The 14967-nt window shown below is 37.7% G+C and carries 13 protein-coding genes; 5 read left to right on the top strand and 8 right to left on the bottom strand.

Annotated features, from left to right (window positions below; genetic code table 11):
• The first annotated feature begins 153 nt into the window (after positions 1-153).
• Positions 154-573, top strand: a complete 420-nt coding sequence (locus DV942_RS22145) for an SRPBCC family protein (protein WP_145861152.1) — start codon at positions 154-156, stop codon at positions 571-573.
• Positions 574-781: 208 nt separating this feature from the next.
• On the opposite strand, the gene DV942_RS22140 is transcribed toward DV942_RS22145, so the two are convergent.
• Together DV942_RS22140 and DV942_RS22135 are read right to left on the bottom strand one after the other, a co-directional pair.
• Entirely contained in the window at positions 782-4300 is a 3519-nt protein-coding gene (locus DV942_RS22140) for a M1 family aminopeptidase (RefSeq protein ID WP_145861150.1), read from the bottom strand.
• A complete protein-coding gene (locus tag DV942_RS22135; protein WP_145861148.1) occupies positions 4297-5196 on the bottom strand; it encodes an ABC transporter ATP-binding protein in 900 nt (299 codons plus the stop codon). Before DV942_RS22135 ends, DV942_RS22140 begins: the two co-directional genes overlap by 4 nt.
• A gap of 867 nt (positions 5197-6063) precedes the next feature.
• Between DV942_RS22135 and DV942_RS22130 the strand changes: the two genes are divergently transcribed.
• From DV942_RS22130 to DV942_RS22115, 4 genes are all read left to right on the top strand, one after another.
• The gene (locus tag DV942_RS22130; RefSeq protein WP_186462376.1) at positions 6064-7206 is read left to right on the top strand and encodes a sensor histidine kinase; all 1143 of its coding nucleotides are present in this window, start codon (positions 6064-6066) and stop codon (positions 7204-7206) included.
• Complete coding sequence (locus DV942_RS22125; protein WP_145861144.1) at positions 7203-7928, top strand: LytR/AlgR family response regulator transcription factor; 726 nt, start codon at positions 7203-7205, stop codon at positions 7926-7928. The genes DV942_RS22130 and DV942_RS22125 overlap by 4 nt, the downstream gene beginning before the upstream one ends.
• A gap of 42 nt (positions 7929-7970) precedes the next feature.
• On the top strand, positions 7971-8975 hold the full coding sequence (locus DV942_RS22120) for a phosphotransferase enzyme family protein (protein ID WP_145861141.1): 1005 nt from the start codon (positions 7971-7973) through the stop codon (positions 8973-8975).
• Positions 8976-9036: 61 nt separating this feature from the next.
• Complete coding sequence (locus tag DV942_RS22115) at positions 9037-9900, top strand: dienelactone hydrolase family protein (RefSeq protein WP_145861139.1); 864 nt, start codon at positions 9037-9039, stop codon at positions 9898-9900.
• A 200-nt stretch (positions 9901-10100) separates the two neighbouring features.
• On the opposite strand, the gene DV942_RS22110 is transcribed toward DV942_RS22115, so the two are convergent.
• Genes DV942_RS22110 through DV942_RS22085 form a run of 6 tightly spaced genes read right to left on the bottom strand, consistent with a single transcriptional unit; the run spans position 10101 to position 14900 of the window.
• Positions 10101-11063 carry a hypothetical protein gene (locus DV942_RS22110; protein WP_145861137.1) on the bottom strand — a complete coding sequence of 321 codons (963 nt, stop codon included), beginning with the start codon at positions 11061-11063 and terminating at the stop codon, positions 10101-10103.
• Positions 11064-11070: 7 nt separating this feature from the next.
• Positions 11071-12168, bottom strand: a complete 1098-nt coding sequence (locus DV942_RS22105; protein ID WP_134203447.1) for a toxic anion resistance protein — start codon at positions 12166-12168, stop codon at positions 11071-11073.
• A gap of 27 nt (positions 12169-12195) precedes the next feature.
• The gene (locus DV942_RS22100) at positions 12196-12810 is read right to left on the bottom strand and encodes a TerD family protein (RefSeq protein WP_090980161.1); all 615 of its coding nucleotides are present in this window, start codon (positions 12808-12810) and stop codon (positions 12196-12198) included.
• A gap of 4 nt (positions 12811-12814) precedes the next feature.
• Positions 12815-13369: a TerD family protein gene (locus tag DV942_RS22095; RefSeq protein WP_090980163.1), complete on the bottom strand. Its 555-nt coding sequence runs from the start codon at positions 13367-13369 to the stop codon at positions 12815-12817.
• A 3-nt stretch (positions 13370-13372) separates the two neighbouring features.
• Positions 13373-14209, bottom strand: coding sequence for a phosphoribosyltransferase family protein (locus tag DV942_RS22090; RefSeq protein WP_134203446.1), 837 nt, complete (start codon positions 14207-14209; stop codon positions 13373-13375).
• Positions 14196-14900: an HAD family hydrolase gene (locus tag DV942_RS22085; RefSeq protein ID WP_134203445.1), complete on the bottom strand. Its 705-nt coding sequence runs from the start codon at positions 14898-14900 to the stop codon at positions 14196-14198. The genes DV942_RS22090 and DV942_RS22085 overlap by 14 nt, the downstream gene beginning before the upstream one ends.
• Positions 14901-14967: the final 67 nt, after the last annotated feature.

Below are 14967 nucleotides of genomic sequence, written 5' to 3'. Positions count from 1 at the left end.
TGTGAGGCATATCAATTTAAATGTACTTACAGATCGTAAACACAAACACCTGGCAATCCCAATTTACAGTAAGAGACATCCATTTCCTAATCTACGCTTTTTGATAAGCAAAACTTATTTTAACTTTATTTAATAGATTTAAACCGTTAAAAAATGGAAAACAGCTTATCAATTACTGTAGAAACTACAGTTCATGCACCAGTTGAAAAAGTTTGGGAATTTTGGAACAATCCCGATCACATTACCAAATGGAGTTTTGCTTCTCCCGATTGGCATACCCCTTATGCCGAAAACGATTTAAAAGTTGGTGGAAAGTTTAAGAGTACCATGGCTGCAAAAGATGGCAGCGCGAGCTTCGATTTTGTTGGTACCTATACCACTGTTGATGTGCATAAAAAAATCGAATACACCATTGAAGATGGCAGAACTGTGATTATTGTTTTTAATGCATCAGGCAAAAAAACCAGGATAACCGAAACATTCGAGGCCGAATCTATTCATCCTGCAGAAATGCAGCGCGATGGCTGGCAGGCCATTCTGGATAATTTTAAAAGTTATACGGAAAAATTGTGAATAAATGGTTGTTATAGCTCCCGGGCTGACAATCCACAAACTGGCTATCATTCAAAAATTACGATATAAAATCCTCATCTTGACCTAAAGAAGGCGAAGAGATCTTCGGACTTATACTAGAAGACTCTCTCCGCTACGGCCTAAGGAATGAAATTATGCACATACGTTTAGAAGGTATGCTGCTTCAATACATCTTCATTTTATCTTATTATTTAACAATAAAAACGTTATCACTTCTATCGGTATCTAATAGGTATCGATACGGATCAATTGCTATTGTTTTTGGTTTTTGATCAACGATAATTATGAGCCTTGTTTTATGCTTCCTGATATGAACTTTTTGAAAATAAATCGGTTTCGTATCTGATTTCCAATCCATTTCCAATGAACTAAAGCAGGCCAGGTCTATTTCCAGATCCGGCAATTGCCTGCTGCTTTCACTTAGCCTTTCTGCGTCTACCAGCACATCAACCTGATATTTCCCACTTTTCAAAAGATTACAATTAAGTATTTTTACACCATTTTTGTAAGTCACTACATCATTAAAACAATCGTTGATAAAATTTCTATCTTTAGGTTGAGCGTGCTTTAACAATATGCTTACCAGATCAGCAGCTATTGCCTTTGGCTTAGGGTATCGGTGTTCCTCAATTAGCTGATGCAGCGCGCCGTTAAATTGCTGTTCCCCCATCCTCTCTTTTATGGCATACATTGTCAATCCACCCTTTTGGTAATATACGTAGGGTTGATCTAAAGTTTTGGCCAGCGGCAATTCTTGCTTATTGTAATTCCGGTTCAAAAAATAGAGTTCATTATCGTATGACATGTACTTTCTCAAGTACATTTTACCAAAATTCTTTTCAATCAATACATCTTCAGTGTATTTAGCAAGTGATTCAGTGAGCATGGCATAACCTGCACCATCAGCAGGAGTCAGTATATTTGCCCACCATTGATGAGCAGTTTCATGTGCAGTAATGGCATAACTTTGGTTAATCGTGCCCATCTCACTGTAGTTACCCAGAAAATTAATGTTCTCTGCGCTGAAAATCAGTCCCGGATAAGCTGTAGCTGCACCTTTATATTGCGGAATTTCGGCAATGGTTAGTTGTTTAGCCGGATATTTTGCAAAATGAGCATTGCCATAATCTAATGCATCTTTGAGGGCCTGAAACATACTTTTTAAGTTATATTCCTGCCCCGGCTGATAATAAATACTTAAATCAACCCCTTTGTGTTTTTCTTTTCTTAAAGCATATTTTGCACTGCTCAGTGCGAACATGAAATTAATGGGAGCGGCAGTTTTGTATTTAAAGTATTTACGATTATTGATATTCCAGCTGTGTTGCAACTCGCCAACAGTTACTACCTGCTGATCGATATCGGTAGAAATAGTCGTTTCAAAGTCGATTAGCTGATATGCCCGCTTAAATGGCGGCTTACTGGCAATTTCGGGCAGACCTGCCTTTTTACGTTCCTGCCTATCTTTAATTTCAATGTGATAACAGTAACCCAGTTGTGGTACAAATTTCTCTAATTCGATATAAGTACCATTATTAACAACCGAATTTTCCGTATCGAAAGTTATAAATCCATTTCTGATGACTTCAATAGAAAACTTCATCAACATTTCTCCACCGGGCTGTAGAGGCGTTTTTAACTCCAAAAATTGTTGATTAAAAACCTCATCCCTTGCAGTTTTCTTGATTCCACCTATATTTACCGAGAATGAGCGGACAGCCGGATCAACAGAGACCCAGATCTTATAAATGGGTTCATTTGACTCATTTTTAAGCATATACGTTCCATTAACTGTATATTTCCCCTCGGCTGGATATAAATCTACACTGGTTTTAATTGCTTTGATCACGGGTTGGGCAAGATTAGCCAATGATTTATATTTCTGTTCATAAGCCAGGCGCCAGTTCAATAGGGCCTGTTTATTCTTGTATTTGCCAATAAAATTGGTTTGGTGATAAATAAATGCAGCACAGAAAATCCAGATCAATAATGCCGGGCTGATAACCCAGATATGTTGCTTCAAAGCCAGACCCATCGATCTGAATCTTGCTCTAATCTTTACCTCAACTAAACGTTGCCATAAGCCGATGGTTAACACCACTACAACCGTTGTAAAGGCCAACCAGTATAACATGTACCAGTTAAACGCATGGGTATAATAGCCAAAACCATTAAAATAAGAGTGTTGGAGATCCGGAACGGTAGCAAAACGAAAGAGATAATGTTCAAGCCCAAAGCGTTCTGCATAAGTGATCATGAAAACAATTATCAGATTCATTAACATGCCGAGATATTTGTTTGCACTTAAATTCTGAATAAAAACCATGAGCACTACAAAAAGCAACAAAGGAAACGCGCTGTAATAGTATAGAGATAAATAGGATGGCAATTCGATCCGGAAATAACCGTGGGTGAGTTGCAAAATAATGCCGATTCCAATGTTTAAGGTTACGAGGACAAAAACAAGTCCGAAAAGGCTCAGGATTTTTGCCATCCAGAATACTGAATCTGGAGCAGGGCTGCTATAAACGATGGAATGGATATTAACTGATTTTTCCCTGCAAATGCTTTCAGCGGCATAAAAAATAATTAAAATCAGTCCGAATTTCATGGAGAATATTTCTTCTATAATAATGCCGGTTGCCGGATAGCTATGAATGCCATAAGCGCCGCTAAACAGCCGATCTTTTAACGCTGTTCCGAACAAAAATACCCACAGCAAGAGCATCACCATAACGGGAATATTTTTAAACAGAAAGATCAGTTCCAATTTAAGCCGGGCGATAAAGGCTCTGAAATGATAAGCAATTCCACCCGGTACAACTTTTAAAGTACGGTAGGAAATTAAAGTTGGATATGCTATTTTATCCGCTTTAACTTTTGACTGTTGCTGTTGTGCTAGCCTAAAATCAAACAAACGATAGCTTATCACTATGATCAGGCTCGTAAAACTGGTCCACAAGATCCTGTTGAGTAAAAATGTACCTTCAAAAGGAAATAACTGGCAATTGCGTTGTAGAATAGTCCATGTTTTGGTTTCGCCAAAAAACGAAGCCAAAGCAAAAGGGTCTAAAAGTACAGGCAAAATATCCGTACTGCCTGCCTTGTTTGCCGATGTAGCCAAAAATGGTGAATCGCCCAAGATAGAAGCGAGCATGTAAAAAATGTAAAGCAACACGCCAACCACATAAATGGCCCTTACACTCTTGGTTTGTATGGCCGTACAAAATAAAATTCCTGCCGAAAACAGCACATTTGGCAAAGCAAAAATCAGAATAGGCTGCAGATAATAATACAGGTGAAATGTACCCAGCCGATTTTTATCAATAAAAAAAGAACCTGTATAAATGCCCAGGGCTGCCAGTAACAATAAGCTAAAAACGGCAATGATTAAGCCTGATAACCTGATGCCAAAATAAGGTAGCTTTTTAATTGATGTGGTAAAAACAACGGCTTCCATTTTATGCATGCTATCTCGTAGCACAACGTTGGCACTAAATAGTGTGGCCGAAAAAATGGAGCATAAGGAGAGCAGGGCCATTATATTAGTGATGACATAAGGTGAATTTTTATGCACTTCGTCTGAGCCAAATCCACCCTTTACTGCGCAAAAATAGCCCAGCATCAAAAACAGAAGTGCTGCAACCTTAAAAGATATCTGCCCGAAATGATATTTCAGCTCAAATTTCAATAAATCTGCAATCATCCCTTTACCTCCTTGTTTAAATTGACTGCGCCAGATAACGAAGAAAAATATACCTCTTCCAAACCCGGATAAACAGATTCGAAACCTGCTGCTGGCAATTGATCTGCCAGTACAAACACATGAAACTTACCCAAAATGACCTTGGTAGAAATTACGTTAAAAATGGATGAATAGTGGGGCAGATTGATCTTATCAATTGCCTTTCGCCAGATTTTTCCATTTAATTTTTCGGTTAGCTGCGAGGGTTTACCTTTTAAAATCAACCTGCCACTTGCCATAACGGCCATCTCAGCACAAAGGTCATTCACATCCTCTACAATATGGGTGGATAGGATTACTATACGGTTGGTGCCGATTTCACTTAAGAGGTCATGAAACCTGTTTCTCTCCTGAGGATCAAGTCCGGCAGTAGGCTCATCTACAATAATTAATTGCGGGTTACCCAACAAAGCCTGTGCAATTCCGAAACGCTGTCGCATACCACCAGAAAACGTACTGACGGATCTCTTCCTGGATTCAAATAAATTGGTCTGCTGCAGCAGTGAAGTCACCTGCTCCACTCGTTCACTCTTAGTTGGCACCCCTTTTAAGATCGCAAGATGATTCAGTAAATCTATAGCTGAAATATTTGGATAGACACCAAAATCCTGCGGCAGATACCCCAATTTGTCTCGCATCTCCTGGGGATTCCGCAATACATCGTTACCATCAAAATAGATCTGCCCGGCGTCTGGCAGCTGCAAGGTGGCAAGCGTACGCATCAGTGAAGATTTTCCGGCTCCATTAGGGCCCAATAAACCAAACATGCCGTTTGCGATATTTAGTGTAACGTCATCAAGGGCTTTTACCCCGTTTTGATAAGATTTTGTAAGTTGCTGTATGTTAAGCCGTACCATATTGAATAATTAAACGGCGGCAAATTAAGCTGGCAAACCACCAGAAAATAATTTAAGTGATTAACGCACTCAAAATGATGATGAAAGTGCAGAGCTTGGTTAAAATTCCTTTCATCATGAAAAACAGGCCTTTCATCATCTAAATTTCAGCATGGCTTAAAACTTTAATAACTTTAGAAATTAGTTTGTTAAGGTATCAAAACACATTTTAACGCTTTCAACAAAGATCCTTCGACAAGCTACCATTGACAGAATCCAATAGGTCGGTCGTCATTTTCGCGCATGCTGGAACCACGAAGTGCTCAGCGAAGCTAATCTTGATGCACGTTTTAAGATTATTCATCAGTGTTTGCTTTTATATAGCGGCATTCATGAGCACTTCGTGGTTCCCAATCAAGTTGGGAATGACGATTTCTTGATGGATATTACCTAAGTAAATTTTATCTGTCAATCATATTGATTTTTATATCATAATTATTCCTCAGGATGACAGTTTTACTCGTATTATAGGTTACCAAAATGTTTAAAACCAAGAATTTAAATTATAAATACCAGGATTTTTTCCTCAATATTGGCCTCTTGTTGTGGATAGCCATATTTAATACGTACAACCTAACAAGCAAAATTTGGATAAACTATGCCAGCTGCATTTTTGCTCTAGGATTTTGTTTGCTCCCTGTACTTGTTTTTTCTTTTCTTAAAGCAACGCTAAGAAACCGCCTGAGTCGAAACAGATACATTGCTTACTGGAGCACCTGCTTTCTTATTCTCCTTCCACTTTTTACAGATATTTCAATTTACCTGCAAATTGCTAAGCTTGACCATACTGTTTTCATTTCAACAGCATTGTTAGCAACTTCCCTCGAAATGATATTGATCGTCAATCAGTATTACCAGAAAAAAGTGCTGCACATTAAATGGGTCAAAAAAATTGGCCTGGAGAATGCATTATTTGTCACCATTGTTTTACTTGCTTTAACCATCTCCATAATGGCGGTATCAAGTTTAAACAACCCGATTTACCAACGAAATGGTTTCCGTTTGGTAGGTTTCGAATTCAACATTAAAGCACTCTGGTTTAATTTTGGAACATTTTTAGGCTTCTTTTCGCAATTTCTGGTCATGTACTTATGCGGATACCTGCTTTTTCTGATCAATAGCCGGTTACTGGTATCTAAAATCCTCAAAGAAAAAGGACTGTTGATTTATCTGTTAACACTCTCTGCCACCATAGCGGTATTATATCCCCTATTGGCCCAAATATTAATTTTACTCCCCATTAACACGGTTTTCGGTCGGAGCATATTCGTCACCAATCCATTCGAACCTGAAAATGCATTTGGTGCATTTGCCATTATGCTCATCAGTTTGCCTATAGTTTTGGCTTTGCAATGGGGCAAGCAAAACAATAAAATCCTTTATTTAGAGAAGGAAAAATCACAACATGAACTTGATTTACTAAAACAACAACTAAATCCTCATTTTTTCTTTAATACGTTGAACAACCTTTATGCTTTGAGTTTGGAAAAATCGGATAAAACATCTGAAAGTATTTTACAATTATCAGAACTGATGCGCTATACCATTTATAAAGGGCAGAAAAAATCGGTCAAGCTTTCCCAGGAAGTTGATTATATAAATGATTACATTCGATTACAACAAATCCGTCTGCAAAGGAACTTACATTTTGAATTTGATAAACAGGTTACAGATGATGGGATCGGGATAGCTCCTCTCCTGCTAATTGTATTTGTAGAGAATGCATTTAAACATGGTATTGAACCTGCTGAAGGCGAAGCTTCTTTAAAACTATCACTAACTGCTAACCATACGGTTCTCATTTTCTCCTGCGAAAATTCCTTTGATCCAGAAGAAACCAACAATTATAAGGGAATCGGGATTGATAATTTAAGAAAGAGACTCGAATTACTTTATCCTGATCGCTACAAATTGCATATCACCTCCATTCATAATATCTTTAAGGCAGAACTTAAACTCCGGTTAACATGAGCTTGCGTTGTTTAATAATAGATGATGAACCGCTTGCACATGGTGTAATTAAGGAGTATGCAAAAGACATTCCTTTTATTAACATTATTGGCGATTGTTACCGTGCTACAGCAGCACTGGATTTTTTAAGGGAACAACAGGTAGATCTCATTTTCTTAGATATCCGGATGCCAAAACTAAATGGTTTGGAATTTTTAAGAACCTTAACAAATAAGCCGCTGGTAATTATAACCTCTGCACACGAGGAATATGCGCTGGCGGGTTTTAATCTGGCTGTTTGCGATTATCTTTTAAAGCCTTTCCGTCTCGACCGTTTTTTAAAAGCCGTTAACCGAGCGCTTGAATTGCATGATCTTAAAAAGCAAATAGCTACACCTAATGAAATTGAAAACAAAGCGCCAAAAAACAATGGACAAATTTCTATTAAGGTTGACAAAAAGCACATCCTCATCAAAACAGACGAAATACAATATCTGGAAAGCCTGGGTAATTACGTTAAGGTGTGGAACGATCGCGTTTTTTTTCTTACCCCAAGAACGCTGGCCAGTTTTGAGGATCAATTGTCAACAGATTTTATTCGCATCCATAAGTCTTTTATCCTCAATAAAAAATATGTCGACTATCTGGAAGGCAATACCATTGTGCTCAGAAATGGGCAAAATATTCCTGTAGGTAAAAATTATAGGGGTATAATTAAACGATTACTTGATATAGAGAATTAAACCAGATTTAAAAATTTATATTTAAGGCCAAACCATATTTAAATGCCACATTTCTTTCCCGCGCAATACTCCACTTTATCAGCCGCTGCTTTAAGAGATTATTTAATCGAAAATTATCAGTTAGACCAGTCTACAACCTGCCGTTTACTGATCAGAAATGTAAGTGACACCTATGTTCTGGAAAATCTGAACCATAAATACATCTTCAAAATTTACCGCGATGCACACCGTAAACGTCATGAAATTGAAGCTGAGGTTGAACTGCTTAACATTTTGCACGCAAATGGAAATTCGGTTTCTTATCCAATCAAGGACCTGGAAGGCAAACAGATTCAACAGTTTAATGCGATTGAGGGATTTAGAAATGGCGTATTGTTTACGTTTGCCGAGGGTAGCGTAATTTTAGACCTGGAGGATCAGCACCTTATTCAGTTAGGGCATGATATGGCTAAACTGCATCGTACCACCTCATCAATAAAACTAAACCATCCCCGACCGATATTCAACTTCGAAACTACCTTATTCGAACCCTTAAAAAGTCTCAAACCACATTTTTCGGAAATGAAAGACGAATATGCATACTTACGGAGCATTGCAGAAAAGGTAATTCTAAAGTTTGAAGAATTCGACACCGCTGCATTCAGTTATGGCTACTGCCATTATGATTTCTTTCCTAAAAATTTCCATTTCAACGCGCAGGGAAAAATTACCTTTTTCGACTTTGATTTTGCGGGACAGGGTTACCTGGTTAACGATTTGATGTCATTCCTTAACCATTATTTCTTTCACCAACAGAGCAGCTTAATCTCAAGAGAACAGGCTGACAAGGATTTTGCTACATTTTTAGCGGCTTATCAGGAATTGAGGCCCTTAACTGATGACGAACTAAGAGCTATTCCATATTTGGGCATTGCCTTTCATATTTTCTTTTTAAAATTCTTTTATGATCATTACGATGATTGGTCTAATATTTTTTTAACCCCCAGATATACGAAACACCGCGTAGCGCTGATCAAAAAATGGGAAGATATGTATTGTAACTTTTAGGCAATGACACCTAAAATGTCGGCATGCTTCCTTATCTTGTATAGTCATAAAAATCAGTAAGATGGACCAGAAAATAATTAACCTTTACGATGAGTATACACACAGTCAGCTAAGCAGAAAGGATTTTATAAGAAAGCTGTCCATCCTGGCAGGTAGTACAGCTTTAGCCATGACTATCCTGCCTATGCTGGAGAATAATTATGCCGCTGCAGTAGAATTTAACAGTGATGACATTGAAGTAGAGAATATTACTTACACGGGGATAGAAAGTGAAATGAAAGCAGTTTTGGCTAAACCGAAGGGTAAAAGGAATTTGGGCTGTGTATTGGTTATTCATGAAAACAGAGGCTTAAATCCACATATTATTGATGTAACCAAACGTATTGCCGCTGAAGGTTTTCTGGCTTTGGGCGTTGATGCCCTTTCACCATTTGGCGGAACACCGGCAGATGAAGATAAAGGACGCGAGCTGATTGGTAAACTGGATCCTGAAAAAAACCTGCAGAACTATCTAAGTGGGCTTGACTATTTACGCAATAGAAAAGACGGCAATGGTAAAGTAGGCTGTGTGGGCTTTTGCTGGGGCGGCGGAATGGCCAATAAATTAGCAATTAATGATCCTAAACTGCAAGCCGCCGTCGCTTATTATGGCGCGCAGGCCAATGCGGCTGATGTTCCTAAAATTAAAGCAAGTTTAATGCTGCATTACGCTGGTTTGGATGAGAGAATAAATGCCGGAATACCAGCTTATGAACAGGCTTTAAAAGACAATAAAATCAATTATAAAATTTATATCTATGATGGCGTAAATCATGCTTTCAATAACAACACTTCACCTACCCGATATAACGAAGCCGCAGCAAAACTGGCCTGGAGCAGAACCATTGACTTGTTCAAACATAAATTGGCGGTATTGACACGATAATAAGTTAATCAACATTAGTTCAATCGTTTCGAGCGGAGCGCAGCGAAATCGAGGAATCTTTTAAAGTTACTTGTAAATCAGGAAGATTTCTCCATTTCGCTACCAACGAAACCTGTGGAACAAGCAAGCATACCATTAGCGAATAAAAAACCAATGCTTAAATTGGTAAGCTTCAGTCTAAATTACGATTGCTCTAGACCTTAAAATAAATCCGTCTTTAACATCGTTTTCAAAATATTCGATTGAACATCAAAGTTATTAAGATGGTTGAGAAAATTGATATCCGATATTTTACCATAACTATCTTCCAATAATTGAACGACTTCATTCGGAATGGCAGTTTTTAAAACCGCAGCATTGCTTTTCAACTTATCATTTTTATACTGTAGTTCCTGTACAATCCGCTCACGCTCTGAAAGATTGTTGGTCATGTCCAGGTCTTTCAAAATCGTTAAATCGCAAAACAGGAACAGGTTTCTACTGGGAAAAAACAGATAATAATAATCTTCATCCAAAAATTTATAAACTTCGATCACCAGCTCACCGGATTTTAAACCAATATAAAATTCAGTCCTGAAATCATTCTTGCACAGCTTGCCCATCAATTTTTTCTCGATGGTGGCATACACATTGGTGTATACCTGCTTGTTCTGAAAATCAATCAGTTTTGAAAATTGATCTGTAGTGAGATCAAAATAAAAATCGTTGGCGTATTTGGAACTAAAAACGTTGATGTTTTTTGAAAAGGGGAAATCTGAACTCAACTCAGATAGTACGCTGAATAGCTTACGAAGCGATAAATTAATTTTAAGCGACTGCTTCTGCTTATCCTGCTGGAAACTTTTCTGATCAACAAGCGTTCCCGACATTCGATCAATCAGTTCTTCATTCAGGTGAATTTCATCATAGATGAGCGATACATTTTTCTCATTGCTCTTTTTAATCTTCCTGAGCAGTTCGATTACACTATCGGTAAATTGAAGATGGAAAAGATCTAATTTTTCGATCTCCAGTTCTTCGTTATTGGCAAAAAGCTGATGAATAACCTGGCTCCGCAGGTAAATTTTATAAATCACCTCATCATCAAAAAACACAGAGAGCAACTGTAAACGGTTGATCTCTGCGCTTGATTTTTTGAGAATATTTAAACGGTATTCATCCATATTTTAATTAATTCACCCTCGTTACGTTCTTTTTCAACTCTGCTTCCAAAGTTTTAAGTTCGCCATCCAGTACTCTTCTGCTCTGTGCACCTGCTTCATGAATCTGTTTCACTTCATTAAGCGTTTCAATCAGCGATGAAGTGGTTCGTTTTAAAGTTTCCAAAGATACTACTGTTTTTTCATTCTCCTTGGCTACATCAATGCTGTTCTGTTTCAGCATCTCTGCATTTTTCTGTAAAATGGTATTGGTGGTATCCGAAATTTTCTTCTGCATCTCTACATTGGCTTTTTGCCTTTGCAAAGCAACCGCAATGGTCAATTGATTTTTCCATACCGGAATGGTGGTAGAAACAATTGACTGTGCCTTTTCTGCAATTGAGGTGTTATTGTTCTGCACCACGCGGATCTGCGCTAAAGATTGCAACATGATGAAACGCACAATCTTCATATCGGCCAGTCTTTTATCCAAACGACTGATAAAATCCCTTAAATCGGCAATTTCATAATCCTGGTAATCAGCCGGGCGGCCTTCCATTTCTGCCAATTTAATACTCAGCTCGTTGTACTTTAATTGTCCGGCAATAATCAGTTCTTCCATCTGGTGGATGTAACCAACATTGCTATCGAACATGGTTTGCAGCGAACTGTTATCTTTAATTGAATTTAACCTTCCAGCTTTGATTTTGTTGGTAATTTTATCGATATTATTCACCACCACATCATATTTCTGGAAAAGCTTTTTCACATCAACCACTAAATTTTTTATGAATGGAATTTTAGAGATGAAACTCTTAAAGCCGCTCTGTTCCAATTCAGATACATCAATGTAATTCAGTTCGGTTAGCAGCTCGTTAATTAAACCGCCAACTTCACCACTGTTATAGGTACGTACAGACGATAAAAAATCGTTACTGTATTTCTCCATGGAGTTTTGAGCATCGCTTCCATAATTCAGAATCGAATTTACATCCGATGGTTCTAACGATTTGCCAATTTCCTTATATTTAGCTGTTTCTTCAGCTGTTATTTTTTCGAGGTTAACATTTCCGTCCTTATCCAGTTTAACCGGCGTAAGGTCTTGAGTAACGTTTGGGTTGGTTTCCATAGTTTGATTTATAACCAGCTTTACAGCTTATAAATAGTTTTGAGTTACGGTTCTAACGGTATCTTCCAGTTTTCTATCTTTAGTTGGTTCGCCAATGGCATTAAATTTCCACTCGCCGTTCTTCTTGTAAAAAACACCCATTACCATTGATACGTGACCTGCAAAATTGGCGCCGTTAGCAATGTCGAACTTGGCAAAAACCTCGTTAACACGTTTGGTAGTGCCTTCATAAATGCGGATGGAAGCAAAAGGGATCGTGCCAAAATCATGACCTCTAAAGCTGTTCAATACAAAAGCAACATAATTTACATTGGCATCCAATTGTGAAAAATCAATGGTGATAATTTCGTTATCCAAACCGTCATCGCCCCCCATATCACCGGTTAAATCATCGCCGCTATGCTTTACCGAGCCGTTTTTAGATTTGAGGTTGCCAAAGTAAACCACCTCTAAAAGCTGTTTGTTTTCGTTATATAAAGCACAGCTTGCGTCTAAATCTACCGCCTCTTTTGACGATCCAAAGCCAAATAAGCCTTTCTTTTCAATTGCACCCCAGTTTATTCCAACACAAGCTTGTTGAAGTGTGCTGCCATTGCTTTTTTCCAGACTGATGCGTTGTCCTTTTTGAAGATTGATTGCCATAATATTATTGATATTTGTTTAGATAATCCTGTAAACCACCTTTCATGCCTACGCCGACAGCTTCGAACTTCCATTTGCCCTCACGTTTGTAAATCCTTCCGAATTCTACCGCAGTTTCAATGGAGAAATCTTCCTCCAATTCATATTTCAAAATCACTTCATTGGTTACGGCATCAAAAATGCGGATGAAAGAATTTCTAACCTGACCAAAATTCTGTCTTCTGCTATCTGCCTCATGGATGGTTACCACAATGCAGATCTCATTTACTTTTGAATCAATTTTGGTTAGGTCGATTTTGATCTGCTCGTCATCACCATCACCATCACCGGTTAAATTATCACCGGTATGTTCTACTGCTCCGTCTGGTGAAACCAAATTGTTGTAAAACACAAAATTTTCATCAGAAATTAATTTTTTTTGATCGTTTAATATAAAAATTGAAGCATCCAAATCGAATGCAGAACCTGTTGAAGAGCTGTTGGTATCCCAACCTAAACCTATTGTAAATTTAGGTGCATCGATATTTTCACGCTGCCCCTTTTGCAAATTAATAGCCATATTTTAAATTAATTTATAGTTGTTGTTTTTGATATAGTCTTTTATAAGATGTAAATTCTTTGAATAAGCTTCTATTGTATGGTAGTTATTTCCCAACGAGAGATCGTAAAGCTGGTTGATAAAATCAATACTCCTGCGTTCTAAAAAGATGGTAAAGCTGCTTGAAGTCGTGTTTAAAATGTATTTTACAATGCGGGTATTGAACCTGAAATTGCCACCATCAATAATATCTTCCAGATCGAAAATAGATTTGACCTGATGGTAATTGAGGAAGTTTTCTACATTGGGATGGATGTTTTTATTCACCAGTTCGGCAAAATAAAGCATGTGCATTTCATTTTTTAAGCCATACTCTTTTGCCATTTTTAAAATCATCCGTTCATGGCTTCCGGTAATCCTGATATCATCCAGAAATAAAAGTGTTTTACCGGTAAGAAAATCTTTATCAATATGAAATGAATCGTTACCGATTAGCGACAGCCTTTCTTCAGCACTCAATTCGCCATAATCTTCTTTGTAGGTAATGGTTCTATGCACTTTAGTTTCCTGTACCGCTAAACCGCCATTTTCGACCAGCCAACGGTTAAGCTGACAAACGAAATGGTTTTTCATGGCAAAAGTTGCCGTTGGGATAAAGCTGTAAGGACTGGAAATAACCACAATCTGGTCGGTAATCAAATTGTCAGCCAGGTAATACCTGATAAAACCATCGGCCAGGTCTTTTCCAAAAGATCTGGCTACCAGATCATCGCCAAATTTAAATCGGCTGTAATCATCGGCACTAAAACCGAAATCGACAGTATTGTCTATTTTATGAAGAGAGAAATTATACGGTATCATAGAGTAGGTTTAAGATAGATAATTTGTTAGAATTGATGAGCATACTGTTAATCCCTATGGCTTCTGCACCACGGATATCGGCATGGGGATTATCCCCCACGTGGATAACATCTGTTAACAGTAATTCAGGGTGTTTTGTTCTGTCGATACGATCTAACATCAGCTGAAAAAAGCCTGCATTGGGTTTAGACATTCGCACTTCATCAGAATAAAGCTGAAAATCGATATACTGACCTATGCCCAGATGATTAATGACCTTTTTTAAGGTTTTACCTTTAATAAAACCGGTATTACTTAATATATTGGTGGAGCTGTTTCCTGAATCTTTAATTTTGGCCAATACCCTCAAACAGTCATCACAGTAAAGTTGGGGCATGTGGTTAAATACGATCTGCTCCATATCCTCATCAAGCACCTTAAGGTCTACATCGTTAAAGTTGAAATCGAAATCATTAATCATACTGATGATCATTAAATACATTTCATCAGCATCCACATTTTTACCGGCTTTCTCATTAATGGCATTTACCATCAAATCTACCTGACGGAAAGTGATGGAAATTTCATCAATGCTTTTATGCTTGCTGTTAAAATTCCTGAAAAAATACTGTACCCGTTTCTGTTTATAAGTTGGATTCGACTTAATCAACGTTAACCAAAGATCGAATGAGTAGTGTTTGTAAAAAGCCATTGCACCCTATTTCCTAATCTGTTTAATAAATTCTAATATTACAAATTTGATTGTATAATCAGAAGCG

Origin of the sequence: Pedobacter suwonensis (genome assembly GCF_007833675.1) — a bacterium.
GTDB classification, from domain to species: Bacteria; Bacteroidota; Bacteroidia; order Sphingobacteriales; family Sphingobacteriaceae; genus Pedobacter; species Pedobacter suwonensis.
This window is presented reverse-complemented; position numbering and strand designations above follow the sequence as displayed.